This window comes from Sulfitobacter sp. G21635-S1 (assembly GCF_027213915.1).
Taxonomy (GTDB): Bacteria; Pseudomonadota; Alphaproteobacteria; order Rhodobacterales; family Rhodobacteraceae; genus Sulfitobacter.
In genome coordinates this window covers 19,800-43,981 of the sequence record NZ_JAPWGV010000025.1, presented here as the reverse complement: position 1 = coordinate 43,981, position 24,182 = coordinate 19,800, and the positions used below count along the sequence as shown (strand labels likewise).

The window sequence follows — 24,182 nt, the reverse complement described above, 5'->3', positions numbered from 1 at the left end:
TCAGGCCCCCAGAACACCCCGGATGGCAGCGGTGTCGATGTGGTCGTGCTCCGCGATCACCACCAGGTGGCCCTGCCGCGCATCCGCGCCCCAGGGGCGGTCGAACTGCTGCCGCACCCGTGCGCCCACCGCCTGCACCAGCAGGCGCATCGGTTTGCCCGCCACCGCAACATAGCCCTTGACCCGCAGGATGTGCTGTTCGGTTGCCAGCCTTTCGATGGCCGCGACCAGCGCGTTCACATCCTCGACCTCGGGCATGGGCACCACAATGGTCTCGAAATCATCATGCTCGTGGTCATCCGCCCCGTCATGATGCGACGGGCGGGCCGCCAGATCGTCCTCGGCTGCGGCATTCAGGCCCAGCACCACCTTGGGGTCGATCACCCCTTCGGTCATCGGCAGGATGCGGATCGGGCGGGGGCTTTCCGCCTCGATGATCCGGCGCGCCGTGGCGAGCCCTTCCTCACCGGCCAGATCGGCCTTGGACATCAGGATGATATCCGCACAGGCAATCTGATCCTCGAATACCTCGGACAGCGGGGTCTCGTGATCCAGGCTGTCATCGGCCAGCCTCTGCGCATCCACCGCCGCCTCGTCAGGGGCGAAACGACCCGCAGCCACAGCTTCGGCATCGGCCAGGGCAATCACCCCGTCCACCGTGATCTTCGAACGGATCGCGGGCCAGTCGAAAGCCTTGAGCAGCGGCTTCGGCAGCGCCAGACCGGAGGTTTCGATCAGGATGTGATCGGGTCGCGTGGGCAGCGCCATCAGCGCCTCGATGGTGGGGATGAAATCATCCGCCACCGTGCAGCAGATGCAGCCATTGGCCAGTTCCACGATGTTCTCTGCCGGGCAATCGGGGATTGCACAGGATTTCAGGATGTCGCCATCCACCCCCACGGTCCCGAATTCGTTCACCAGAACAGCCAGCCGCCGCCCGCCCGAATTGGTCATCAGATGGCGGATCAGCGTGGTTTTGCCAGCGCCCAGAAACCCGGTGATCACGGTCACGGGAATTTTGCTCAGGTCATTCATTCGGCAGCCTCCAAAGGCAGGGTAAAGGGGGGAACACGCGCAAGGCTCTGCTTGCGGAAAATCACGGGGCGCTCACGCCAGGGCACCAGCCCGTCGGCACTAGCGGCATAGGCGGCGGCACCGGACAGGATATCGGGGGCATCCGCCGGGGTCAGACGGCCATAGACATAGGTCCATTTGCCCGGCTCCGACAGCGCCACCGCTGCCCCCTGCGAACAGGCGGACAGACAGGCCACCCCGACGATCTCGACCGCGTCAGGTGCCCCCGCTTCGGTCAATGCGCTGTGCAGCAGCGCGCCGGGCCGGGGGGCATCCTCTTCCAGCACCTCACCCGCGCGGCAGGTGGTGCAGACATAAAGCGTTGCGGTCATTCCACCTCCACCACGGCCCGGGCCGTTACCGGCGTGCCCTCCACCTCCAGCGGATGATGATCGTTGCTGTTCAACGTTACCTCGATCTCCACCTGGCCTTTGGGCAGGCCATCCAGATGCATCCAGGGGCCATAGATCCGGGCCAGCTTGACGCCGTTCGCATAGACATGCGCATGGCCCTGCCCCGGTTGATGGGGCAGGCTGGCGTTCTGCGGCGAAAACTCGAAATTCTCGACCATGACATGCAGGTTATAGCCCGCCATCGGGTCCGGGCTGATCATGATCTGAACCTCGGGCGCGGCATCCGCCGGGACCGCAATCGGCGTCTCGTGCATCTTGGCATGATCCATCCCGCCGACAGTCATGCCCCCGTGATCCATCCCGCCATGCTGGGCCGCATCCCCATGATCATGCCCGTCAAAGGTGATCCCGTTGCCCGCCGCAAAGGCAAAGCCGAGACCGCCTCCGAAGACAAGGCCGATGACGAAAAGCGCAAGCGTTCTGCCCATCACACCCTCACGCCGCCTGGGCGGCATGCTCCCCTTCGCGCTGCCAGAAATAGCCCGCAAAGCACCCGAGCAACACCCAGGCCGCCAGACCGACGCCGAGCGCACGCGCCGCGAACAGCGCGCCGATCTCGGTCGGGACAGGACCGGTAAAGGTCTCGGGCTCCGGCGCGCCGATCAGATGCGGTGCGGCCAGCAACAGCGCCGCCGCACTCCAGGCCGCCCAGTTCTGGCCAAAGGCCAGCAGCCAGAGCGCCACACAGGCCGCAATCGCCGTCGCAAACCACCAGACCTGCCGCAGAGCCACATCGGCGGCAGCCACACCGGGCACTTCCGGGGCAAGGGTAAATCCGGGGGCCAGATGAAAGGCCACGAAACCGGCCACGCCCCACAGGATACCCCAACGCCCGTCGATCCGCGCACCGCGGTCCTCGCCAAAGCTCATGGCCGCAACCAGGATCAGCGCATAACCGGTATAGGTCAGCATGGTGAAAATCACGCTCAACCCGTCGCGCATCAGGTCGAAACCGGGCAAGGCGGGATGGGCGCTGACCGCCTCTGCGCCGAAATGGACCAGTTCCCCGCTTTCATAAAGCTCCGCATGCAGCAGCACAGGCTGCACAAATACCAGTTGCAGCAGGCCGATGATCGCACCCGCCAAAGCCCCTGCAAAAAGGGCGGAAACCAAAAACCGTGAAGTCATAACGAGATCCTCTTGCTTTCATGGCAACGCGCCGGCACCGATACCAATCAACGCAAACACGCCGCCGAAAATCGGCAGCGCCTCAAGCTGATAAAGGTCTTTGACCGGAACGCGCTGCGTTGTTCACCAGGGGGAACGGGGTCACCGCCTGCTTTGACGCGGCTCAGACCTGATCCCGATGGCCCATAGGGGTCAGTGGCAGGGGAAACCTGTGGCATGGCGCACATCATGCGCGGCATCATGCAACGCGGCGGCCTGAACGTGCCCGGTCAGCGTGATCAGGGCAAGGCCCAGAACGGCGGCAAAGATCGCGGGAACAAAGCGGCTGGCGGTCTGCGACTTGGCAGTCATTGTAGTCATGGTCTTCTCCTTGCCGTCACACCCGACGACCTGTTTCAAGTTTCTCACGCCTGGCAGGTCTCCTGGCTCACGGGTCGATGCCTTTGCCCGCCTTCCCCGACCGAATGGTCAAGTGGCACGTTGGGCACAGACTCTCCGCTTACAGTCGCGGGGGCGGCTTCCGTTTCAGGCTGTGCGGCCCTTACGGAATTCCCTGTTCGGTTCCACACCCAAAGGGGCGCTTACGGGAACACCAAGCAAGCCCAATGTTGCACTTCGGCCCAGCCAAGGCAAGGCTCATTCACGACAACTCATGCGCCGAATGCGCTTGCCCGCAGCAACGCCTTGCGCTGTCTGGAAATGCCGGCCCCGGTGCGCAATCCCCGGTACTCCGGCCCCGGATCGGGTGGTGGCCTGCCCGCGTCCGACCATAACGTTTCAATTTCCTCTGGCCCTGCTCTGCCCTGCGGCCCATAACAGGCGGACAACCCTCCCCCTCTGACAGGAGCCTTCGCCGCGTGAGCCGAACCACCCTCGCGATTCTCTATTCGCTGTTTGCGATCCTGTTGTTCGATGGCATGGGGCTGATCATCAAACACCTCTCCGGCAGCTACGGGGCCGCCGAACTTTCTGCCTACCGCAACCTGGTGGGGCTGATCCCGGCACTTCTGGTCCTCTGGACTTCCCGGGACTGGCACGCCAAAGGACGCAGCCTGCACATGCGGCAATGGAAACTGGCCCTGCTGCGCGGGCTGATCCTGACCTTCGCGCAATATTTCTTTTACCTGTCGCTGGGCATCCTGACCTTTGCCACCGCCTCCACCATCTCCTATTCCAACGCAGTCTTTGTCACCGCACTCGCCGTGCCCCTGCTGGGCGAAAAGGTCGGGCTGGTGCGCTGGGCCGCGGTGCTGGTCGGCTTTGCCGGGGTGGTGATGATCGTGGGCCCGGGCCGGGACAGCTTTTCGCTGGCGGCCCTGCTGCCGCTGGGCGCGGCGCTTTGTTATGCGCTGACCGCCGTTACCGCCCGGATGATGGACGACGGCCCGCCAACAGCCCTGATCAACCTGTATTCCACCGGCGTCGCGACCCTGGGTGCGCTGGTGCTGACGCTGGCCACGGGCGGTTTCACGCCAATGCAGGACAGCACGGACCTGCTGTGGATTGTGGCGATGGGCGGGCTCGGCGGATTTGCCGTGCTGGTGCTGGTGACGGCCTACCGCATGACTGAACAGAGCAACCTTGCACCGTTCGGCTATTTCGGCATCCCGCTGGCCTTTGTCCTGGGCTGGCTGTTCTACGGCGAAGCGCCCTGGTCCGAGCTGTTCCCCGGCGCGCTGCTGCTGGCAGGTGGCGGATTGCTGATCATCTGGCGGGAACGGCAGATGAACGCGGCAGGGCGCGAGGTGACCACGCCAAAGTAGACACCCGTGCTTTGCCCCCATCGGCCGGGGCCGTTGCGCGCGTTCTAGACCACAACCTCCTGACGGTCCTGCGCGCCAACCCCGAACACCCGCTTGTAGCGCTCGATCTCTTCGGCCGGACCCATCGCCTTGTTGGGATTGTCCGACAGCTTCACCGTCGGCCTGCCATTGGCCGCCACGGCCTTGCACACCAGCGAGAAAGGGGCCAGCGCATCATCTTTCACCAGGCCCCTGAAATCATTGGTCAGCAATGTGCCCCAACCGAAGGAGACATTCACCTTTCCGGCGAATTTTCCGTGCAGTTCCCGTATCTTGTCCACATCCAGACCATCGCTGAAGATCACCCGCTTCTGGGTCGGATCCTCACCCCGCGACTTCCACCAGTCGATGGCAATCTGCGCGGCCTTGACCGGGTCGCCGCTGTCCACGCGAATGCCTGTCCAGCCGGCAAGCCAGTCCGGCGCATTGTCGAGGAAACCCTTGGTGCCATAGGTGTCCGGCAGGATGATCCGCAGGTTCCCGTCATGCTCCTCGTGCCAGTCCGACAACACCTCGTAGGGGGCCTGCGCCAGCGCCGCGTCATCTTCGGCCAATGCAGCGTAAACCATTGGCAACTCATGCGCATTTGTCCCGATCGCCTCCAGCTCGCGGCTCATCGCGATCTTGCAGTTCGAGGTCCCGGTAAAGGCCTTGCCCAGGCCTTCCTGCATGGCCTGTACGCACCAGTCCTGCCAGAGGTAGCTGTGCCGCCTGCGGGTGCCGAAATCGGCCACGGAGAGGTCAGGGATCTCGCGCAGGACAGCGATCTTTTCCCAGACACGGGTCATCGCGCGGGCATAGAGCACCTGCAGTTCGAAGCGGCCCATCGTGTCCAGCACCGCCCGGCCCCGCAGTTCCATCAGCACCGCCAGCGCGGGAATTTCCCACAGCATGACCTCGTGCCATTTGCCTTCGAAGGTCAGCTCATATTGGTCGCCACGCCGCTCTAGGTGGTAGGGCGGCAGGCGCAGCCCCTCGAACCATTCCATGAAATCGGGCCGGAACATCTGACGCTTGCCGTAAAAGGTATTGCCCCGCAGCCAGGTGCTTTCGCCCCGGCTGAGGCTGAGCGAGCGGATATGGTCCAGCTGCTCGCGCAGCTCGCCCTCGTCGATCAGCTTGGCCAGAGGCACGTGGTCAGACCGGTTGATCAGCGAGAACGTGACCTCGGTATCCGGTTTGTTGCGGAAAATGGATTGACACATCAACAGCTTGTAGAAATCCATGTCGATCAGGGACCGGACGATCGGGTCGATCTTCCACTTGTGATTCCAGACGCGGGTTGCGATATCGACCATCAGTTATTCCTCAGAACTTCCGCACCCTTGTGGCAAAGACTGCAGGACAGGGGCAAGGCTAAAGGTTAGGATTGAACCATGGATGTGCTTGCAAGCCTCACACCATTGCAGATCCTGACCCCCGTTATCCTGGCGCTGGCCGCCTTTGGCTATGTCCGCTGCCTGGCCACAGCGCTTTGGCAGACCTTGCTGGGCACAGCCGCGCTGGCGGCGCTTTTGTCGCTGTCCTATCCGTTCATTGCGGCAAATGCATGGGGCTGGGGCGGTGCCGCCGTGCTGGTGCTGGGTGCCGTTGCCCTGTCGCGGCTGGGCCGCCCGCCCGCACCTGCCGCCCCGCCCAGCGAAACTGTCGCCGCCAGTGACCGCAAGGACATCGTGATCGACGGCACCAATGTCCTCTACTGGGATGGCGAGGTGGCGGAACTGGCCAGCCTGCGGCTGGTCGTCAGCGCCCTGCTGAAACGCAAATATGCACCGGTTGTCTTTCTTGATGCCTCATCACGGCATCACCTGAAGGACAAGAGCCTGACGGAAAAGGATTTTGCCAAGGCACTGGGCCTGCCGCAGAACCGGGTGATGGTCTGCCCCGCCGGGACGGAAGCGGATGCTTTCCTGCTGAAATACGCCAGGGAAAACAACATGCCCGTGGTGTCCAACGACCAGTTCAGGGACCGGGCGCAGATTGCAGGCAAACTGCGCCTTGTCCGGGGCATCTTTGCCAAGGGAAAGCCAATCTTCGAAGGCCTTTAGCCCTGACGGATCGCTTTGGCGTTTCACCCGCCGTTCAATCCAGATAATGTAGGGCAACGCCCAGCATTCAGCCCCGAAAGATAGCCGCCCCGATGGACTGGCAGAACCTGATCCGTGAATTCATTACGCTGGTGGTGGTCATCGACCCCATCGGAAGCATTCCGATATTCCTCTATGCGACTGCCCATGTTCCCAAGCAGTTGCACCGCAGTTTCGCCCTGCGGGCGGTGCTTGTGGCCGGGGCCGTGTTGCTGGCGTTTCTCATTGGCGGCCAGTTCCTGCTGGAATCCCTGGGGCTGCGGCTGGGATCGTTCCAGGTCGCGGGCGGGATGGTCCTGTTCCTCTTTGCCATGACCATGATCTTTGGCGACAGCAAACCCGAAAAGGAGGTCGCAAGCGCCGAACGCGATCACCTGGCAGGTGCGGTCTTTCCTCTGGCGATGCCCTCGATCGCCTCGCCCGGTGCCATGCTGGCGATTGTGATCCTGACCGACAATCATACCAATCCCGTGGTCGATCAGGCGATCACCGGCGGGTTGCTGGTGCTCGTGCTGCTGCTGACACTGGTGCTTTTGCTGCTGGCCTCACGGATTGGCCGCCTGATCGGCACCACCGGGTCAAGCGTGATCAGCCGGGTCATGGGCATTGTCCTGGCCACCGTGGCAGTCGATTCGACACTGGGCGGGCTGGAAGCGCTGGGTCTGCTTGATCTGGCACAGACAGAAAGCCCGCTGAATTAGGTTCAGGCCAGTTGCACGCCGCTCGCGGTCATTCCGGCCCGCGCGGCCTCCAGCGAACCATTCAGATCAATCGCGCGGCACAGATCCTGCCGCACCGTCACTGCAAAGCCCAGTTTCGCCGCATCAACAGCCGAAAAGTTGACGCAGAAATCCAGCGCCAACCCCACCATGGTCAGCCTGTCGATGCCGCGGGTGCGCAGATAGCCTTCCAGCCCGGTGGGTGTGCTGTGGTCATTCTCGAAAAACGCGGAATAGCTGTCGATTGCCGGGTTATAGCCCTTGCGGATGATCAGGTCTGCACGGTCCTGGGCAAGGCCTTCGTGGAACTGCGCCCCCAGGCTGCCCTGAATGCAGTGGTCGGGCCAGAGGACCTGCGGACCATAGGGCATTTCCATCATGTCGTAGGGCGCGCGCCCCTCGTGCGCGCTGGCAAAGGAGGAATGCCCCGCCGGGTGCCAGTCCTGGGTCAGAACAACCGCATCGAATTCTGCCATCAGATCGGTAATGCCCGGCACGATCAGATCACCCTCGGGCACCGCAAGCGCGCCGCCCGGGCAAAAATCCTTCTGTACGTCGATTACGATCAGGGCATGCATCGCGGTCACTCCGTTTCTGATTGGATACCGGGTTTTACCCCAGCACCCCCTTGCACAACAGCCCCCCAAGGGCCTATTTCCGCCCCATGCACACAATCGCCGCCCTGTACCACTTTACCCGGTTCGACGACCCCGCCGCGCTGAAACCCGCGCTGCTGGAGCTTTGTGTCGCGCAGGGTGTCAAGGGGACGCTGCTGCTGGCGCATGAGGGTGTGAATGGCACCATCGCGGGGCCGCGCGGGGGCATCGAGGCGGTAATTGCCCATCTTCGCGCCCTGCCGGGTTGCAGCGATCTGGAGTGGAAGGAAGCGCATTCCGAAACACCGCCCTTCCCCCGCATGAAGGTGCGGATCAAACGCGAGATCGTGACCATGGGTCAGCCTGACGTGGACCCGCAGGCGCGGGTCGGACATTATGTCGAGCCCCAGGACTGGAACGACCTGATCCGCGATCCGGAAGTGGCCGTGATCGACACAAGGAACGATTACGAGGTCGCCATCGGCACATTCGACGGGGCAATTGACCCCAAGACCGCCAGCTTTGGCGAGTTTCCCGCCTGGTGGGAAGCCAACAAGGATCGGTTCCACAACAAGAAGATCGCGATGTTCTGTACCGGCGGCATCCGGTGCGAGAAATCGACAAACTACCTGCTGGGGCAAGGCGTCGAAGAGGTCTTTCACCTCAAGGGCGGCATTCTGAAATACCTTGAAGACGTCCCTGCGCAGGAGAGTACCTGGCAGGGTGACTGCTTTGTCTTCGATGCACGGGTCAGCGTCGGTCACGGGCTGCGCAAAGGGCCGCACATGCTCTGCCACGGCTGCCGTCAACCGATCCTGCCGGAGGACCGCGACCGCCCCGAATACGAAGAAGGCGTGAGCTGCCATCATTGTTTCGACCGGACGACAGAGGACGACAAGGCGCGTTTCCGCGAGCGGCAGAAACAGCTGCGGCTCGCGGCACGGCGGCGTCTGCCCTGATCCGCCGATCCTTTGCAGCCCTGAATTTCCCGACAAATTGACCTGTTAAGCGTGCAGTAAACCTCATCCCTTATCCCTGATCCCGGGTGAAAAAGAGGTGGTGGAGATGAGTGCGCAGGCAAATGCGCAGCCAATCATCATCAAACGCAAGAAGGTCGTCGGCGGCGGCGGGCACCATGGTGGGGCCTGGAAAGTCGCCTATGCGGATTTTGTTACCGCGATGATGGCCTTCTTCATGTTGATGTGGCTGCTGAATGCAACAACGGAACAACAACGCAAGGGAATCGCGGATTACTTTTCGCCGACGATCCCGGTCAACCGCGTGTCCGGCGGCGGCAACGGGGCCTTTGGCGGCGAAAGCATCTTTTCCGAGATGACGCTGCCCAAGGAAGGCACCGGATCAACCGCAAAACATGCCGCCCGCGATGACAAGGCAAGCGGGGCCAGCGACAAGGCCGATAACGGCGAAGCCGCCGAGAGCGAAGAGCAGCGCTTTCGCGATCTCGACGCACAATTGCAGGGCATGGGGGGCGAAAGCCTGGTGATGGAAAATGCCAGGCGGCACATCGTGACCCGGATCACCGACGAAGGACTGGTCATCGAGTTGTTTGATCTTGAGGATGTCCCGCTGTTTGACGAAAAGACGGCCGCCCCGACACAGATCCTGAAAGACCTCTCGGCAATGATCGCCGGAACCGTCACGGCGGTCACGAACAGGATTGCGGTCGGCGCGCATGTCCGCGCCAACCCCATCGTCCTGGCAGAAAGCCCGGTCTGGGACCTGTCGGCGCGGCGCGCCACTGAAATGCGGAAACTGCTGGAACACAGCGGCGTGCCCGCCGAACGCATCCGCCGGGTCACGGGACATGCCGACCGGGCACCTGTCGTGACCGACCCGATGGCACGGCGGAACAACCGGCTGGAGATCATCCTGTTGCGAAACGTGCCACGCAACTGAGGACAGGAGGAATAGGACAGATTTTATCTGTTAGCGCAGCGTTAAGGTGACCCTGCATAGAAGTGAGCCTGACTCTGACGGAATGATACAGCAGAAAGGCGTGTCTATGACAATTTCATCTTCGCTCAACGCAGGGGTGGCGGGGCTGCAGGCGAATGCGACCCGTCTTGCTTCCATCTCGGACAATATCGCGAACTCTTCGACCTATGGATACAAACGGGTCAGCACCGAATTCGAATCCCTGGTGATCTCGTCGCGCGGCGGGGCCTATTCCGCCGGCGGTGTCCGCGCGAACACCCAGCGGCTGATCGATCAGCGCGGCCCGCTGGTGTCAACCTCGAACGCCACGGATCTTGCTGTTCGCGGGCGGGGATTTCTGCCCGTGACCCAGGCGACAGAGGTTGAGGTGGGCAACGGCGCCAGCAACATGATGCTGACCACCACCGGATCCTTCAGAACCGATTCAGAAGGATACCTGCGGTCCAATTCGGGCCTCGTGCTGCTGGGCTGGCCGGCGCTGCCCGACGGCACGATCCCCAGCTTTCCGCGCGACACGGCGGATGGCCTGGAGCCTGTGCAGATCAACGTCAACCAGTTCTCGGGCGAACCGACGACAAGCATGACGCTGGGCGTCAACCTGCCCGCCACCGACACCGACGCAGGGGCATCCGGTGACGTGCACAACCTGTCGGTGGAATATTACGACAACCTCGGCACATCGGAAAACATCAATGTCACGTTCACGCCGACCGTGCCCGCCACAGGGTCGTCGAACGAATGGACCATAACCATGACGGATTCCGCGACCGATCCGGCAGGAACGGTGATCGGCGAGTACATCCTGACCTTCGCCGATGACAGGACCGCAGGCGGTACGCTTGCTTCGGTCACGACGGTAAGCGGCGGCCCTTATGACCCTGCAACCGGGCAGTTGATCGTCGATGTCGCTGGCGGCCCGATCGAAATCGACATTGGCCAGATCGGGGAAAGCGATGGCATAACGCAGCTGTCGGATGCTTTTGCGCCCGTATCCATTTCCAAGGACGGATCGCCCGTCGGGAACATGACCAGCGTCGAGGTTGACGCCAATGGCTATGTCCATGCCTATTTCGATACCGGCATAACACGGACCATCTACCAGGTGCCGCTGGTCGATCTGCCAAATCCCAATGGCATGGTCGCCCTGGACAGCCAGACCTACCAGCCGTCGGTCGACAGCGGCTCTTTCTTCCTGTGGGATGCCAGCGACGGGCCGACCGGCGACATTCTTGCCTTCGCGCTTGAGGAATCCTCCACCGATGTGGCGGGTGAACTGACCGCGATGATCCAGACGCAACGGGCCTATTCCTCCAATGCCAAGGTGATCCAGACCGTGGAATTGTCCTTGGCGGATCCGATGTCCTTGCCGGTTGAGATCGCGTTCTGCGTCTGGGTAAGGTCCTTGTTGATGGACTTCAGTGTTTGCAGCGCAACCATTGCACCGTTGTTGGTAAGAATGCTCGACATAAGCTAGTTCCTTCAATCATGGACGCTTTGCGCCCGTGGAGTGTCACCCCCCATGGGGATACGTTGGCGGTGTTCTGACCTGTGCATGCGTTCTGTGGAAAACGATGCGCCACCCGATTTCGGATGCATGGCCTACATGCCCATTCGAGGCTTAAGGTTTGCTGAATGCCAGAGGCGGGACTATCGCGGTTTTTAGCCGATTTTGCCGGAGCTGCCGTGGATCGGCATGGACTTCACGCACGCCGTTCCAATGTGGTTTTGTCCCGCAGGTCGATGCTGCGCTTTTTGCCATCCGCGCTGTAGGTGTCCAGACTGCTTCTGACCTGGCGAAGCTGGGCCATTCGGTCCGCGACTGCGCGGATACCGTCAAGCGCGCCACCAAGAAGCAGCTGGTTTCGCTTTACCTTGTTGTCGAGTTCCCGAAGCCCCTGCAGATCATCCTGCGGCACGCTGTTGATCGCGCCGATCAGTGTATCTTTCGGTGCAAGCATCTCCGCCAGCCGCTCCAGGTCCCCTTTCAGCAAGGCATCACGCTCGGAATCCAGCAGGTCGTTGAGGGCGTCGATCTGATGTTTCACGGTTTCATCGGTCATCTTCTTTCTCCTTGAGTGCTTCATAGAGAGATTCGCTCAGCCCGATGCCACCGGCACGGACCATTGCCGCAGCTTGCTCTTGCACCAGGAATGAGGAAAATTGATCCTCCCCCGCGCCACCACCGTACTGATCCCGGGATTGTCCAAGCCCCGCAGATTTCAGCATTTCTGCAAGAAATGTCGCTTCTAGCTGCTCCGCCGCCTGCCGCAGCCGCAGGTCCGCGCCATCGGAGGAGGAAATGTGCCGCGAGGGAGGCGTAATTTGCATCGACCTGATCCTTAAATTGCGTTCTATTTTTGGAAGGATGCGCCTGAACCGGTAAACAACCGGTAAGGATTTTGCCGCATACACCCCCCGTCGGAGAAGAACTCCCGGAGGCGCTGTTGAACATTTCACTTCCCAATATCACCGCCCCATCGGCGGGCGAGGCCCGAAAGACGGGTAGCTTGGTTCGACCCGCCACAGCGCGTGATGGCCCGGCGATTGCCACCGGCATGCCTGACTTTGGTCTCGCCTATGATAAATCGGCTGAACCATTCCCTGGAAGCGCCCCGGCGCAGGAGCCCGAGACTGGCATGACAGGCACAGGGCAGCGACCCGCCAAGCATGCAGGGGGCGCAGAACCGGAAGATCTTGATGCCTCTTTCATGGGCGGCCCGCACGACGACGCGGAGGAGATATCCAGCCCACACCTATCTGAAGGCGCGTCACGCCCGGCCGCTACCGGTGCGCCAATGCCGAAGCCGCAAGCGGAGCGCATTCCGGAAATTGCCAGTGATCAAATGGCGGTTGATGATTCGACAGGTGACGAGGTTTCCGCGTTTCACAACCGCACCTCACCCGAAGCGAACCCGCAATTACAGCGCATCCTCGCGCCGCGACAGGACCATTCTGTGCTCCGGCAGCAACCGGAGGAAAGCCTTCCTGACATTGCGCATGAAGGTCCAGACGCTCGGGCGCCCGCAACTGCGCTGGTTGGCGAAACGGCCCGGCAACATGCAATGGGGACAAACCCGCCGAAATCCGCAGCCCTCGCCACGGGCGAAGGCTCGGTCATCACCCCAGCCGAACGGCCTCGTGCAACGTGGAACGGCAGGGCGCAAGCCGATGCGCGCGGACCGTCGTCCAAGTCCGGAAAGGAGAGCTTCGACCGTCATGCGATTCCAGACGCACGGCCTCAGCCAACGCGAAGCGACAGGCAGCAAGTTGAAGCGAACGGACTGCTGCCGCAGTCCGGGAAGGAGAAGCTCAACCGTCACGCGATAACAACAGAACTGCAGAATCCTGCGGTTGGCGCAGGCCGCGAGACCTCTCTGGAACGTGCGGTGACCGGCCAAATGATTTGGCGAGACGCAGAAACAGGCAGATCTGCAACGCTGTCCTCTATGTCCTTCCAGCACCCGCCAGCAAGACCTCAACCCGCCCCCGGAGACCGTCAGATAGTCACTGCCAAACAACAGTTGGATCAACCGGTTATCCCGGTGGTTCGCAATGCCGCGCGCACCATGACGGACGACAGCGGGAGCCCCATGAAACCGCAGGGCGACTTGCCTGCGGCGACTGACATGAGGTTGCCACAACAGCGGCCATCTGCAGGTGATGTGGTTTCAGGGGCCGTACAAGAACGCGAAACGCCGCGACAACCCGTGCCTGTGCGCAACATTGAAACGGGGTTGCATCAGGCAACAAACGGGACAGAGCCTGTGACGGCGACTCGCCAGATCATTGACCGGCCGCTCACCCATGTGAGCCGCCCAACCGATGTTTCCGCACCTGTTGCACCTCCTGCCTCTGGTCCTGCCGCCAGCAGCAAGCTGCCAGATGGATTGCCTGCCACCGCCGGGGAGATTGGCCTGCGGCGCAGTGATCGGGTGTTCGACGACAAGCGGGAAACGAACCCGTCCAGATTGCTTCCGCAGACAGTGGATCGTTCCTCCCTCAATGCGCGGGTTGCTGTGCCTGTTTCTGGCTCTGCACGCGATGCTGCGGTGCCAGGCAGCGATCCGGAATTTCTCATCTCCGTGACGCACCGCGCCGCGCCCCGTGCCTTAACCCCTGACCGCCCAACGGAACAAATTCACACAGGACGCGATGTCGCCCTCCCGCAAATGCCCAGGGCCGCAAGCCCCACAAGGGCTGCGATGGCCGCACCTTTGGCTGCATCCGGTCCGGAGGCCACAAAGACCGACACAACCCAGCCTGCGTCGGAGCCAAACCGCCCGCTGGTTCCCGAAGGGCACGGCGGCCCGCGCATGGATGTGATGCAGACAACCTCTGCCCCTCAAACCGCGGCGCCGCATCGCGCCGATTTACCGGTTCAGGTGGCGCGGCAACTGGCCGACGCATTGCAAAATGCCGGGCAAGGCCCGGTTGATATCGCGCTCAATCCGGAAGAGCTGGGCCGCCTGCGCCTGGCCCTTTCCACAACGGAGGCCGGGATGGCGGTCCAGATCACGGCAGAGCGTCCGGATACGATCGAACTGATGCGACGGCATATCACGGAACTGGCACAGGAGTTCCGGCAGCTCGGCTATGCGGATATCAGCTTCACCTTTGCGGGTGGTGATACCCGACAAGAGGACGGGGCGATGGCACGCCCGTCACACGCAACCGAAACGCAGGCCGAAGCAGGCACGGAAAGCCCTGCTGAAATCGTCCTTTCGGCCACGCCCGAATCCGGCATCGACATCAGATTGTGACAGGAGAAGAACAATGATCTTACCCACATCAAATGTTGCAGGTCACACCGTCGGCGCTGGCACTGGTGGCCCGACCGGGTCCAACGCCGTCCTGTCCTCCGATTTCGAGACGTTTCTGAAGATGCTGACCGCCCAGGCCCGGTTTCAGGACCCTCTGGAACCGATAGATTCGTCCGAATATGCCGCCCAGCTTGCGCAATTCTCGATGGTAGAGCAGCAGGTGCTGTCCAACGATCTTCTGACTGCGCTGACCGCTCAACTCGGCTCCGGCGGCATGGCGCAAATGGCAGGGTGGATCGGGATGGAAGCGCTCAACACCGCGCCTGCCTATTTCGACGGCAGCCCGATCACGATCAATCCCAACCCCGCCGCCATCTCTGACGAAGTGTTTCTTGTCGTTTATGATGAAACCGGGACGGAGGTGCAGCGTATGTCAATTCCGGTTTCGGCGGAACCGGTCGAATGGGCCGGTGTCGCGGAGGATGGCACGCCATTCGCCCAGGGCCTTTACAGTTTCGAAATCGAAAGCCGCGCAGATGGTGAAGTGGTCCTGACCGACCCGGTCGCGACATATGGCCGGATCACGGAGGCGCGTGTGCAGGACGGCCAGACCGTCCTGATCCTGGAAGGGGGCGCCGCCGTTCTGGCCAGCGCTGTCAGCGGTCTGCGGGAACCGGCCGGCAGCGGCCCTGCGACGGGTTCAAGCGCAGGCGGGTCATCAGCCGGAACTACAAGTCGGAGAGGCTGAAACCGAGGTAGGCGAAGGGCATGATGGCGCGGCGGAACCTGCCCAGTTCGAACTTTGCCAGCGGGCGCTGCATGGCTTCGGGATAGGGGTGTTGCGGCACCTTGTCCTGAACCACGTCGGCCAGCACCGCCCCCGAATAGCTTGCCATCGCCACGCCATTTCCGTGATAGCAAAGGCTCGCAAACAATCCCGGCTCATCGGGCACCTGGCCAACAAAGGGCATCCTGTCCCGGGCGATACATACCATGCCCGACCAGTTGAAAGGTGTTTCCACGTCACGCCACGCCGGGAACATGCGGTCGAAATCCTCCCGCGCCCGTTGCAGCGCCCGCTTTTCCGATCCGGCGTTGGCCAACAGGCCGCCGCGCACGCCAAACAGCATTCGGTTGTCCGGCATCAGGCGGAAATAATGCAGCAGGTGGCGGGTGTCATAAGAAGCCTGCCCGCTGGTCCAGCCCTGGGCGTCCAGCTCGCTCTGCGTGAGGGGGCGGGTGACGATGACACTGGATTGGGTCGGCATGTAGCGTGCCGCCAACCAGTCCGGCAAATCTTCGGAAGAATACCCGTTTGTGCCGATGATCACACGATCGGCAAGCACCCTGCCTGCCGGTGTCTGCAGGGCAAAACCGGACCCTTGCCGCGTAATTGTGGTGACCGGCGTGTCGTGATGGATATGCGCACCCGCTGCTTCGGCGGCGGCGGCCAGGCCCGTGATGTATTTGCGCGGGTTCATGCCGAAACCGATGGGCACGGTGATGGCCCCGTGGAAACCCGCATTCATGCCTTCGGCCGCAAGATCCTCTGGCCGGGTCAGGCGCGCCTCCACGCCATAACTCTCTGCGTAATACGCGACGTCATCCTGCATCGCGTCAAAGTCTTTGGGCCGATGCGCCAATTGCGTTTCACCATTGGAATGGCGGTCCACATCTATCGCGTGCCGCTCCAACAGCCCCTCGACCAGATGGATCGCGGCCATTTCCGTTTCGCGCCAGGCCACGCGGCCCTCCCGGCGAAAGCGTTTGTCCAGCGCCGCGTTGTCCAGCATGCCCCCGCCAAGGCAGCAGAATCCGCCGTTCCGCCCCGAGGCCCCCCAGCCGACATAGCGGCCTTCCAGTACCGTGGCGCTGACGCCGGATTCGGCCAGATGCAAAGCTGCGGAGATGCCGGTGAAGCCGCCGCCGACAATCGCAACGTCGCAGCGGTGTTCGCCGGACAGCGCCGGTCGGTCAGGGATGTCGCAGGTTTGATCCCACCAACACCCCTGCCTTGGCGCATCGGAATAGGCGAAGTCGCCGTAGATGCGTTTCATGCCTGGGCGCGTTCCGCCGCACGGGTATCGGCCTCGGCCCGGGTGGCATTGCGTTTGGTGACAAGCGACGCCGTGATCACGCCGACCGTAACGATCGCGATCATGATTGTGGACAGGGCATTGATCTCGGGCGAAACGCCAAGCCGCACGGCCGAGAAGATCTTGATCGGCAGCGTCGTGGCAGAGGGCCCGGAGGTGAAGGATGCAATAACCAGGTCATCAAGCGACAGGGTAAAGGCCAGCAACCATCCAGAGATCACGGCAGGTGCGATGATCGGCAGGGTGACCAGACGAAAGGCATCCCAGCCGGAGCAGCCCAGATCAAGCGCCGCTTCCTCCAGCGACCGGTCGAAGGTGACCAACCGTGAGGAGACCACAACAGAGACATAGCACATCGAAAACGTCGTATGCGCCAGCACGATGGTCAGAACCCCGCGGTCAAGCCCGATGCCGATGAACAACAGCAACAGCGACAGGCCGGTGATGACCTCGGGCATGACCAGCGGTGCATAGATCATGCCGGAGAACAGGGTGCGCCCCAGAAAGCGCCCGCCACGTACCAGCACATAGGCGGCCATGGTGCCAAGCACGGTGGCAAGGGTCGAGGACATTACGGCAACCTTGATGGTGACCCATGCCGCATCCAGAAATGCCTCGTTCTGGACAAGCTCGCCATACCACCGGGTTGAAAACCCCGCCCAGACCGTCACCAGCTTGGAGGCATTGAAGCTGTAGATCACGAGGATGATCATCGGCAGGTACAGAAACGCGAACCCCAGGGTCAGCGCGGTGACATTGAACCACGACATCCGCTTCATTGCTCTGCCTCCGCCTGTTTCTGCTGGTTGCGTTGAAACAGCACGATGGGGATGACAAGGATCAACAGCAGGACAACCGCTACAGCAGAGGCGACCGGCCAGTCCCGGTTGTTGAAGAACTCTTCCCACAAGATCTTGCCGATCATCAGCGTGCCGGATCCGCCCAACAGCGACGGGATCACGAATTCACCCAGCGCCGGGATGAACACCAGAAACGATCCCGCGATGATCCCGTTTTTCGACAGTGGAATCGTCACCAGCCAGAATGCCTGCATCCGCGAGCACCCCAGATCCTCTGCCGCCTCGTTCAGGGACTCGTCCAACCGGTCGAGCGCCGCATAGATCGGCAGGATCATGAAGGGAAGATAGGTGTAGATGATACCGATATAGACGGCCAAATTTGTATTCAGGATCACCAGCGGTTCATTGATCAACCCAAGCCAGAGCAGGAACTGGTTCAGCAGACCTTCGTTGCTGAGGATCCCCATCCAGGCGTAGACCCTGATCAGGAAAGAGGTCCAGAACGGCAGGATCACCAGCATCATCAGTGTCGCCCGCCATTCGTCGGGTGCCTTCGCCATGCCATAGGCAATGGGATAGCCCACCAGCAAGGTCATGAAGGTTGAGATGAGCGCGATACGCAGGGAGCTGAGGTAGGCTTTCCAGTACAGATCATCTTCCGTCAGAAAGACGAAATTCTCGAAATCGAAAGCGGCGAACATATCGCCGATCCCGTCCCGCATGGTGGGGGTATAGGGCGGGATCGAAAGCGCGAGGTCCGACAGCGAAATCTTGAAGACGATGATGAACGGAACGAGGAAGAGCGCCAGCAACCAAACGTAGGGAACAGCGATCAGGGCAAAGCGGCGCATGTTCAATGCTCCAACAGAACGCCGGCGGTGGCGCTCCATGAAATCCAAACCGGGTCTTCCCAGGTGATGTCACGACGCGCGATGCGGCGGGTGTTTGCTGTCTGCGCCTTGATCACCTGACCACCGGGCAGTTGCACGTGATAGGTGCTGAGGTTGCCCAGATAGGCGATATCCAGCACCTTTCCCTGCAGCGCATTGGCTGCATCATCGGGCCTTTCCGTCGAAATGCGGATCTTCTCCGGCCGGATTGCCAGATGCGCCTGCTGGCCCGCGCTGAAGGTGGTCTTGGTTTCGGCGGTGATCGGCGGCTGACCGTCGATCCAGTTCAGGGCATAGGTATTTTCACCCGTCGGCGTCGCTGTTGCGTCGATGATGTTCACGTCACCGATGAAATCCGCCACATAGACCGAATTGGGGTATTCATAGATATTGGCAGGGGTCGCGACCTGGATGATCCGCCCCTCGTCCATGACCGCGACGCGGGATGCGACGGTCATCGCTTCTTCCTGATCGTGGGTCACGATCACAAAGGTGGTCCCGGTGCTTTCCTGAATATCCATCAGTTCGAACTGGGTATCCTGTCGCAGCTTCTTGTCCAGCGCGCCCAAGGGTTCATCCAGCAGCAGCAGTTTCGGCGCCTTGGCCAGGGACCGCGCCAGCGCCACGCGCTGCCGCTGGCCGCCGGAAATCTGATGCGGTTTGCGGCGGCCGAACTTTTCCAGACGCGTCAGCTTCAGCATTTCATCGACCCGCGCATCAATCTCTGACTTGCTCTTGCGATCACGGCGCAGGCCAAAGGCGATATTGTCCCAAACCGACAGATGCGGAAAAAGCGCGTAGGACTGGAACATCATGTTCACGGCGCGTTTGTTGGGCGGCACATGGCCGATGTCCTTGCCGGACAATTCGATGCGGCCTTCGCTAACGGTTTCGAACCCCGCAAGCATGCGCATCATCGTCGTCTTGCCGCATCCGGAAGGTCCAAGAAGGGCAAAGAACTCTTTCTCGAAGATATCCAGCGTCAGGTCGTCAATCGCGACGAATTCGCCAAATCGCTTGGTCACGTTCTGGAACCGGATCAACGGCTTTTGATTGGGATCATCCCAGGGGGCAAATACAGTTTGGGTCAATTTAGTTCATCCTTGGGGTGCCACAGGCGATGAAAAAAGGGCGAGGCCATCAGGCCTCGCCGCAGGATCGGGTCAGGTACCTGACTTGATCTTGGTCCACATACGGGTCACCGTCCGCTGCACCTTCGGCCCATAGGGCGACGTGGTGTAGAGTTTTTCCAGCGTCGTCTCATTGGGATAGATCGCCGGATCGCCAATCACGTCTTCCTCCAGGAACTCCTGAGACGCCTTGTTGCCGTTGGCGTAGTAGACATAGTTCGATGCCGCGGCCATGTTTTGCGCATCAAGGATGAAATTGATGAACTTATGTGCGGCATCCGGGTTTGGCGCATCGACCGGAATTGCCATGTTGTCGAACCACATCAGCGCCCCTTCAGAGGGTGCGTTGTAGGCGATTTCGACGCCATTGTCGGCCTCTGCGGCACGGTCGCGCGCCTGCAGGATGTCACCGGACCAGCCGAAAGCGACACAGATGTCGCCGTTGGCCAGCGCGTTGATGTATTCCGAACTGTGGAATTTCTGCACGTAAGGCGCGATTGCCGTCAGCACAGGCTCTGCCTTTTCGATGGTCTCGACGTCCTGCGCGTCAGGGTCTTCGCCCAGATACGCCAGCGCCGCCGGGATCATCTCTGCCGGGGCGTCAAGGAAATGCACGCCACAGGTGGCCAGCTTTTCCATATTCGCCGGATCGAAGACCAAGGCGAGGGAATCCACCGGCGCATCATCGCCCAGCACTTCCTTGACCTTGTTCACGTTCACGCCGATGCCGGTGGTGCCCCACATGTAGTTGATGGCATATTCGTTCTCGGGGTCGTATTTTTTCAGCCGGTCTTCGATCACATCCCAAAGGTTGCCGTTGTTGGGCAGCTTGGCCATGTCCAGTTTCTGGAACGCGCCCGCAGTGATCTGCCGCTGCAGGAAAGTACCCGACGGCACAACCACATCATACCCGGACCCGCCAGCCAGCATTTTTGTCTCCAGCACTTCGTTGCTGTCGAACACGTCGTAGATCAGGTCGATCCCGGTCTCGGCTCTGAATTTCTCCAGCAGGCTCTCGTCAATATAGTCGGACCAGTTATAAACCCGGACCTCCTCGGCAAAGGCACTTGTTGCCATGACGGCGGCGGCAGCAATGCCGCCAATGATAGATTTCTTCATTTGGCTCTCCCATCTGATACCGGGTTGGTCCCGGCTTCTATTGAATTTGATCAAGTTTTGCCTCATCGGGCAATATAAGATATGCTTTCATGCACTGCATCTTGGTGCAAGGTGCTGACGCTGGACAAAAAAAAGGCGCTGAGAATGAAAACTGAGATGTTCGCGCACGGAAATCCGTTTCGAGCCGACGATGCGGCAAAAATCCCTGCACATCAGCAGGTTTACGAGCAGTTGCGTGTAATGATTCTGTTCGGCGACCTCGTTCCCGGGCAGGCCGTGACAATCCAGGGTTTGATTGAAACGCTCGGTGCCGGCATGACGCCGGTGCGCGAAGCACTGCGTCGCCTGATCGCGGAAGGGGCGCTGATCCATCAAGGAAACCGCCGCGTTACGGTCCCCGGCCTGACGGCGGATTGCCTGGATCAACTGCATTTCATGCGCAGAACGCTGGAACCGGAACTGACACGGCGGGCGGCGCAGCGCATGACCCCTGAGTGCCTGGACCGGCTGAGATCCTGCGATTCGGATTTGAATGCCGCGATAGACGTGGGCGATGTGGGCGGTTACCTCACGCATAACTACAGGTTTCATTCACAAGTCTACTCTGCGGCGGCAGCCCCTATCATGACGGCCACCGTGGACCGTCTGTGGCTCCGATTCGGCCCCTCCCTTCGTGTCGTCTGCGGGCGATTCGGCACTTCCAGCCTGCCAGACAAGCATTCGGACCTGATCATGGCGCTGGCCGATGGCAACACCGAAGCCGCTGCGAAAGCCATGGCGGAAGACGTCGATCAGGGGATGCACCAGATCAGGGTCGTGCTGGCCGAAGCCTGAACTTACCCCTGATTCGATTGACACCGCAGAATTTGATCATATTCTGCGTCCCATTCCGAAACGCCTGTCCGAAAGGGTCATGCCATGTCAACCATCACCAATCATCTGCCAACTGCCGAGCTTCAGGCGTTGGACGCAGCGCATCACATGCACCCTTTCACAACCAATGACGAACTGGCTGCAAAAGGCGCGCGGATCATTACGCGGGCCAGCGGCGTCTATCTGACGGACAGCGACGGCAATGAGATCCTGGATGCCATGGCCGGCCTGTGGTGTGTGAACCTCGGCTATGGCCGGCCGGAAATGGGCCAGGTTGCCGCGCGCCAGATGAACGAGCTGCCCTACTACAACACCTTCTTCCAGACCTCGCATGTGCCCGCGATTGCCCTGGCCAGCAAACTTGCCGAACTCGCACCAGGCAACCTGAACCACGTCTTCTTCGCCGGATCAGGATCAGAGGCGAACGACACAAACCTGCGGATGGTGCGGACCTACTGGGCGCAGAAGGGCCAGCCGGAAAAAAGCCACATCATCAGCCGCAAGAATGCCTACCACGGCTCTTCGGTCGGGTCCGGCAGCCTGGGTGGCATGACCTATATTCACGAACAGGGCGGCATGCCGATTCCCGGCATCCACCACATCGGACAGCCCGACTGGTGGTCAGAAGGCGGCGACCAGACCCCGGAGGCATTCGGCCTTGCCCGCGCGCAGGAGCTTGAGGAAAAAATCCTCGAACTCGGGGCGGAGAAGGTCGCGGCCTTCATCGGTGAACCGATCCAGGGCGCTGGCGGCGTTGTTATCCCGCCCAGCACCTATTGGCCGGAAATCGAGCGTATCTGCAGAAAATACGATGTCCTGCTCATCGCGGACGAGGTGATCTGCGGGTTCGGCAGGACCGGGAACTGGTTTGGCTCGCAAACCGTCGGGATCAGCCCCGACATCATGACCATCGCCAAGGGGCTCAGCTCTGGCTACGCCCCCATCGGCGGCTCCATCGTTTCGGACGAGATCGCAGCCGTGATGAACGCATGTGAATTCAACCATGGCTATACGTATTCCGGGCACCCGGTCTGCGCCGCCGTCGCGTTGGAAAACCTGCGAATCATGGAAGAGGAAGACCTGCTTGGCCACATCCGCAACACCGCGATGCCGGCCTTGCACGCTGCGCTTGAAAAGCTGGGCGAGCATCCGCTGGTCGGCACCGTGAACGTTTCAGGCATGATGGCATCCCTGCCGCTGACGCCGCACAAGGAAAGCCGCGCGAAATTCGCAAGCGATGGCGGCACCGTGGGCTACATGTGCCGCGAGCACTGCTTTGCCAACAATCTGGTGATGCGCCATGTGGGCGACCGGATGATCATCTCGCCGCCGCTGGTGATCACACCGGAAGAGATCGACGTTTTTGCCGCGCGCGCCAAGCTGGCGCTGGATGCGACCTACAAGGACCTCAAGGACAAAGACATGCTCAAGATTCAGTCCTGAGATCACGCGGGGTGGCAGTTGGCGCGCGCTCCATGGGGCGCGAACCAACTGCCATCCTTACAATGCCCGCAAGCGGTCCAGAACGCTCAGCGATGGATAGCCGTCGGGCACAATTCCCCGATCCACCTGAAACCGGCGAATGGCATCCACGGTAAGAGGCCCCATCTTGGCATCTATCTTTTCCGTGTCGTAGCCCGCGCTGGTCAGTCTTTTCTGCAACTCGATTCTCTCGTCAAAGGTCAGAACCCGCAGGTGCCGGGGCCAGCCGTGTTCAAATGCCGGACCACCTTTGATCCGGTCGGCGAGGTGACCAACCGCGACGACATAGGCATCCGCGGTATTGTAATTTTCCAATGCGGCAAAATTGCCAAAGATCAGGAAAGCCGCGCCTTCCGCCCCGCCGGGCAGCAGGACAGACGCCAGACCATAATCCTTTACCGCCGTCCCGCTGGGCAGGGTCACACCCAGTGTTGCCCATTCGCTTGGCATCTTGCGCAGGGACCGGCGCGCCAGTTCATAATCGAATCCTTCGGGAATTTTGACCTCGACGCCCCAGGGCTGACCCCGGGTCCATCCGTGATGCTTGAGGTAGGCCGCCGTCGAGGCCAGCGCGTCCACCGGATCATCGCCCCAGATGTCCCGCTTGCCATCGGCATCGTGGTCGACCGCATGGTCCTGAAACGAGGTCGGCATGAACTGCGTATGCCCCATCGCACCGGCCCATGACCCGCTGAGTTTCGCTTTTGTGGTATCGCCGCTTTGCAGGATCTTGAGGGCGGCCAGCAGCTGATCTTCAAAAAATTCGGCCCGCCGTGCATCATAGGCAAGCGTGGCCATGGAATTCAGCACGGAATCGCCGCCCCGGAACGTGCCATAGGCGCTCTCCAACCCCCAGATTGCGACGATGATCTCCTTGTCCACATCATAGGTTTCTTCGATCTGGGTCAGTGCCTTGTCCCATTTCGCCAGAGCGGCCCTGCCGTTGGCGACGCGCAGGTCGGACACTGCGGTGTCCAGATAATCCCATATCGTCTTGGTGAATTCCGCCTGGTTGCGGTCGCGGCGCACAACCTCCGGGTCATAGGTCACATCCTTGAGCGCCCGGTCATAAACCGCACCATCAATGCCCTGCTCCAGCGCGCGCGGTCGAAACGCCGCTACCCACGCCCGCAACCCGGCTGTGGAGCCGCCCTCCGGCGCCGCCTGAACCTCGACAACACGCTCCGGCGGGCGGGCGGATGCATCCGGTGCCTGTGCCCCGCTGGCCGTGCCGAAAACCATCAATAGGCAGAAAAC

At 61.3% G+C, this 24,182-nt stretch carries 25 protein-coding genes and 1 riboswitch; of the genes, 10 read left to right on the top strand and 15 right to left on the bottom strand.

All coding sequences use genetic code 11. The features are described 5' to 3' along the window. The 5 genes from cobW to O4H53_RS20700 form a co-directional block, all read right to left on the bottom strand. Positions 1-1,035 carry a cobalamin biosynthesis protein CobW gene (gene cobW / locus O4H53_RS20720; RefSeq protein WP_114274240.1) on the bottom strand — a complete coding sequence of 345 codons (1,035 nt, stop codon included), beginning with the start codon at positions 1,033-1,035 and terminating at the stop codon, positions 1-3. Continuing rightward, positions 1,032-1,406, bottom strand: coding sequence for a DUF1636 domain-containing protein (locus tag O4H53_RS20715; protein WP_269366857.1), 375 nt, complete (start codon positions 1,404-1,406; stop codon positions 1,032-1,034). The genes cobW and O4H53_RS20715 overlap by 4 nt, the downstream gene beginning before the upstream one ends. Continuing rightward, positions 1,403-1,915, bottom strand: coding sequence for a hypothetical protein (locus O4H53_RS20710; protein WP_269366855.1), 513 nt, complete (start codon positions 1,913-1,915; stop codon positions 1,403-1,405). The genes O4H53_RS20715 and O4H53_RS20710 overlap by 4 nt, the downstream gene beginning before the upstream one ends. 7 nt (positions 1,916-1,922) lie before the next feature. Beyond that, positions 1,923-2,615 (bottom strand): CbtA family protein, encoded by a 693-nt coding sequence (locus tag O4H53_RS20705; RefSeq protein WP_269366853.1) that lies wholly within the window; start codon positions 2,613-2,615, stop codon positions 1,923-1,925. A gap of 192 nt (positions 2,616-2,807) precedes the next feature. Beyond that, positions 2,808-2,966 (bottom strand): CbtB domain-containing protein, encoded by a 159-nt coding sequence (locus tag O4H53_RS20700; protein ID WP_443069626.1) that lies wholly within the window; start codon positions 2,964-2,966, stop codon positions 2,808-2,810. A 44-nt stretch (positions 2,967-3,010) separates the two neighbouring features. Beyond that, a riboswitch (cobalamin riboswitch) is annotated at positions 3,011-3,227 on the bottom strand. A gap of 245 nt (positions 3,228-3,472) precedes the next feature. Between O4H53_RS20700 and O4H53_RS20695 the strand changes: the two genes are divergently transcribed. Beyond that, positions 3,473-4,378 (top strand): DMT family transporter, encoded by a 906-nt coding sequence (locus tag O4H53_RS20695; RefSeq protein ID WP_269366850.1) that lies wholly within the window; start codon positions 3,473-3,475, stop codon positions 4,376-4,378. 44 nt (positions 4,379-4,422) lie between these two features. Here the strand turns inward: O4H53_RS20695 and pncB are convergent, their stop codons facing one another. Beyond that, positions 4,423-5,715, bottom strand: a complete 1,293-nt coding sequence (gene pncB, locus O4H53_RS20690; protein WP_114274236.1) for a nicotinate phosphoribosyltransferase — start codon at positions 5,713-5,715, stop codon at positions 4,423-4,425. 78 nt (positions 5,716-5,793) lie between these two features. Here pncB and O4H53_RS20685 point away from each other — a divergent pair, with 78 nt between their 5' ends. Both O4H53_RS20685 and O4H53_RS20680 read left to right on the top strand, forming a co-directional pair. Further along, positions 5,794-6,465: an NYN domain-containing protein gene (locus O4H53_RS20685; RefSeq protein ID WP_269366847.1), complete on the top strand. Its 672-nt coding sequence runs from the start codon at positions 5,794-5,796 to the stop codon at positions 6,463-6,465. 92 nt (positions 6,466-6,557) lie between these two features. After that, positions 6,558-7,205: a MarC family protein gene (locus O4H53_RS20680; protein ID WP_114274234.1), complete on the top strand. Its 648-nt coding sequence runs from the start codon at positions 6,558-6,560 to the stop codon at positions 7,203-7,205. Positions 7,206-7,207: 2 nt separating this feature from the next. Here O4H53_RS20680 and pncA read toward each other — a convergent pair whose 3' ends face one another. After that, positions 7,208-7,801, bottom strand: coding sequence for a bifunctional nicotinamidase/pyrazinamidase (gene pncA / locus O4H53_RS20675; protein ID WP_269366844.1), 594 nt, complete (start codon positions 7,799-7,801; stop codon positions 7,208-7,210). A gap of 86 nt (positions 7,802-7,887) precedes the next feature. Between pncA and trhO the strand changes: the two genes are divergently transcribed. The 3 genes from trhO (at position 7,888) to O4H53_RS20660 (ending at position 11,249) form a co-directional block, all read left to right on the top strand. Then, entirely contained in the window at positions 7,888-8,778 is an 891-nt protein-coding gene (gene trhO, locus O4H53_RS20670; RefSeq protein ID WP_269366843.1) for an oxygen-dependent tRNA uridine(34) hydroxylase TrhO, read from the top strand. A gap of 106 nt (positions 8,779-8,884) precedes the next feature. After that, positions 8,885-9,736: a flagellar motor protein MotB gene (locus O4H53_RS20665; RefSeq protein ID WP_269366841.1), complete on the top strand. Its 852-nt coding sequence runs from the start codon at positions 8,885-8,887 to the stop codon at positions 9,734-9,736. Between the two features lie 106 nt (positions 9,737-9,842). Next, a complete protein-coding gene (locus O4H53_RS20660) occupies positions 9,843-11,249 on the top strand; it encodes a flagellar hook protein FlgE (RefSeq protein ID WP_443069624.1) in 1,407 nt (468 codons plus the stop codon). A 226-nt stretch (positions 11,250-11,475) separates the two neighbouring features. Here O4H53_RS20660 and O4H53_RS20650 read toward each other — a convergent pair whose 3' ends face one another. Both O4H53_RS20650 and O4H53_RS20645 read right to left on the bottom strand, forming a co-directional pair. Next, entirely contained in the window at positions 11,476-11,835 is a 360-nt protein-coding gene (locus O4H53_RS20650; protein WP_269366839.1) for a flagellar biosynthesis protein FlgN, read from the bottom strand. Further along, a complete protein-coding gene (locus tag O4H53_RS20645; RefSeq protein WP_269366838.1) occupies positions 11,825-12,103 on the bottom strand; it encodes a rod-binding protein in 279 nt (92 codons plus the stop codon). The genes O4H53_RS20650 and O4H53_RS20645 overlap by 11 nt, the downstream gene beginning before the upstream one ends. A gap of 116 nt (positions 12,104-12,219) precedes the next feature. Between O4H53_RS20645 and O4H53_RS20640 the strand changes: the two genes are divergently transcribed. Together O4H53_RS20640 and O4H53_RS20635 are read left to right on the top strand one after the other, a co-directional pair. After that, the gene (locus O4H53_RS20640) at positions 12,220-14,535 is read left to right on the top strand and encodes a flagellar hook-length control protein FliK (RefSeq protein ID WP_269366837.1); all 2,316 of its coding nucleotides are present in this window, start codon (positions 12,220-12,222) and stop codon (positions 14,533-14,535) included. A 13-nt stretch (positions 14,536-14,548) separates the two neighbouring features. After that, positions 14,549-15,283 (top strand): flagellar hook capping FlgD N-terminal domain-containing protein, encoded by a 735-nt coding sequence (locus tag O4H53_RS20635; protein ID WP_269366836.1) that lies wholly within the window; start codon positions 14,549-14,551, stop codon positions 15,281-15,283. Here O4H53_RS20635 and O4H53_RS20630 read toward each other — a convergent pair. From O4H53_RS20630 to O4H53_RS20610, 5 genes are all read right to left on the bottom strand, one after another. Further along, complete coding sequence (locus O4H53_RS20630; RefSeq protein ID WP_269366835.1) at positions 15,264-16,592, bottom strand: NAD(P)/FAD-dependent oxidoreductase; 1,329 nt, start codon at positions 16,590-16,592, stop codon at positions 15,264-15,266. The genes O4H53_RS20635 and O4H53_RS20630 overlap by 20 nt on opposite strands. Beyond that, positions 16,589-17,410, bottom strand: a complete 822-nt coding sequence (locus O4H53_RS20625; RefSeq protein ID WP_269366833.1) for an ABC transporter permease — start codon at positions 17,408-17,410, stop codon at positions 16,589-16,591. The genes O4H53_RS20630 and O4H53_RS20625 overlap by 4 nt, the downstream gene beginning before the upstream one ends. Then, entirely contained in the window at positions 17,407-18,282 is an 876-nt protein-coding gene (locus O4H53_RS20620) for an ABC transporter permease subunit (RefSeq protein WP_269366831.1), read from the bottom strand. Before O4H53_RS20620 ends, O4H53_RS20625 begins: the two co-directional genes overlap by 4 nt. 2 nt (positions 18,283-18,284) lie before the next feature. Then, complete coding sequence (locus tag O4H53_RS20615; protein ID WP_269366829.1) at positions 18,285-19,412, bottom strand: ABC transporter ATP-binding protein; 1,128 nt, start codon at positions 19,410-19,412, stop codon at positions 18,285-18,287. Between the two features lie 72 nt (positions 19,413-19,484). Beyond that, positions 19,485-20,570, bottom strand: coding sequence for a polyamine ABC transporter substrate-binding protein (locus O4H53_RS20610; protein ID WP_269366827.1), 1,086 nt, complete (start codon positions 20,568-20,570; stop codon positions 19,485-19,487). A gap of 144 nt (positions 20,571-20,714) precedes the next feature. On the opposite strand from O4H53_RS20610, the gene O4H53_RS20605 reads away from it, so the two are divergent. Continuing rightward, entirely contained in the window at positions 20,715-21,404 is a 690-nt protein-coding gene (locus tag O4H53_RS20605) for a GntR family transcriptional regulator (protein ID WP_269366825.1), read from the top strand. Positions 21,405-21,488: 84 nt separating this feature from the next. Further along, on the top strand, positions 21,489-22,886 hold the full coding sequence (locus O4H53_RS20600) for an aspartate aminotransferase family protein (RefSeq protein ID WP_269366823.1): 1,398 nt from the start codon (positions 21,489-21,491) through the stop codon (positions 22,884-22,886). 57 nt (positions 22,887-22,943) lie between these two features. On the opposite strand, the gene O4H53_RS20595 is transcribed toward O4H53_RS20600, so the two are convergent. Then, positions 22,944-24,167, bottom strand: a complete 1,224-nt coding sequence (locus O4H53_RS20595; RefSeq protein ID WP_269366821.1) for a lytic murein transglycosylase — start codon at positions 24,165-24,167, stop codon at positions 22,944-22,946. Positions 24,168-24,182: the final 15 nt, after the last annotated feature.

What these genes read in the sequence shown, in the direction of transcription:
- O4H53_RS20605 (WP_269366825.1), top strand. Translation starts at nt 20,715, where the DNA reads ATGAAAACTGAGATGTTCGCGCACGGAAATCCGTTTCGAGCCGACGAT.
- O4H53_RS20665 (WP_269366841.1), top strand. Translation starts at nt 8,885, where the DNA reads ATGAGTGCGCAGGCAAATGCGCAGCCAATCATCATCAAACGCAAGAAG.
- O4H53_RS20700 (WP_443069626.1), bottom strand. Translation starts at nt 2,966, where the DNA reads ATGACTGCCAAGTCGCAGACCGCCAGCCGCTTTGTTCCCGCGATCTTT.
- O4H53_RS20620 (WP_269366831.1), bottom strand. Translation starts at nt 18,282, where the DNA reads ATGCGCCGCTTTGCCCTGATCGCTGTTCCCTACGTTTGGTTGCTGGCG.
- O4H53_RS20600 (WP_269366823.1), top strand. Translation starts at nt 21,489, where the DNA reads ATGTCAACCATCACCAATCATCTGCCAACTGCCGAGCTTCAGGCGTTG.
- O4H53_RS20685 (WP_269366847.1), top strand. Translation starts at nt 5,794, where the DNA reads ATGGATGTGCTTGCAAGCCTCACACCATTGCAGATCCTGACCCCCGTT.
- O4H53_RS20710 (WP_269366855.1), bottom strand. Translation starts at nt 1,915, where the DNA reads ATGGGCAGAACGCTTGCGCTTTTCGTCATCGGCCTTGTCTTCGGAGGC.
- O4H53_RS20635 (WP_269366836.1), top strand. Translation starts at nt 14,549, where the DNA reads ATGATCTTACCCACATCAAATGTTGCAGGTCACACCGTCGGCGCTGGC.
- O4H53_RS20650 (WP_269366839.1), bottom strand. Translation starts at nt 11,835, where the DNA reads ATGACCGATGAAACCGTGAAACATCAGATCGACGCCCTCAACGACCTG.
- pncA (WP_269366844.1), bottom strand. Translation starts at nt 7,801, where the DNA reads ATGCATGCCCTGATCGTAATCGACGTACAGAAGGATTTTTGCCCGGGC.
- O4H53_RS20630 (WP_269366835.1), bottom strand. Translation starts at nt 16,592, where the DNA reads ATGAAACGCATCTACGGCGACTTCGCCTATTCCGATGCGCCAAGGCAG.
- O4H53_RS20715 (WP_269366857.1), bottom strand. Translation starts at nt 1,406, where the DNA reads ATGACCGCAACGCTTTATGTCTGCACCACCTGCCGCGCGGGTGAGGTG.
- O4H53_RS20705 (WP_269366853.1), bottom strand. Translation starts at nt 2,615, where the DNA reads ATGACTTCACGGTTTTTGGTTTCCGCCCTTTTTGCAGGGGCTTTGGCG.
- O4H53_RS20645 (WP_269366838.1), bottom strand. Translation starts at nt 12,103, where the DNA reads ATGCAAATTACGCCTCCCTCGCGGCACATTTCCTCCTCCGATGGCGCG.
- trhO (WP_269366843.1), top strand. Translation starts at nt 7,888, where the DNA reads ATGCACACAATCGCCGCCCTGTACCACTTTACCCGGTTCGACGACCCC.
- O4H53_RS20625 (WP_269366833.1), bottom strand. Translation starts at nt 17,410, where the DNA reads ATGAAGCGGATGTCGTGGTTCAATGTCACCGCGCTGACCCTGGGGTTC.
- O4H53_RS20660 (WP_443069624.1), top strand. Translation starts at nt 9,843, where the DNA reads ATGACAATTTCATCTTCGCTCAACGCAGGGGTGGCGGGGCTGCAGGCG.
- O4H53_RS20595 (WP_269366821.1), bottom strand. Translation starts at nt 24,167, where the DNA reads ATGGTTTTCGGCACGGCCAGCGGGGCACAGGCACCGGATGCATCCGCC.
- cobW (WP_114274240.1), bottom strand. Translation starts at nt 1,035, where the DNA reads ATGAATGACCTGAGCAAAATTCCCGTGACCGTGATCACCGGGTTTCTG.
- pncB (WP_114274236.1), bottom strand. Translation starts at nt 5,715, where the DNA reads ATGGTCGATATCGCAACCCGCGTCTGGAATCACAAGTGGAAGATCGAC.
- O4H53_RS20610 (WP_269366827.1), bottom strand. Translation starts at nt 20,570, where the DNA reads ATGAAGAAATCTATCATTGGCGGCATTGCTGCCGCCGCCGTCATGGCA.
- O4H53_RS20680 (WP_114274234.1), top strand. Translation starts at nt 6,558, where the DNA reads ATGGACTGGCAGAACCTGATCCGTGAATTCATTACGCTGGTGGTGGTC.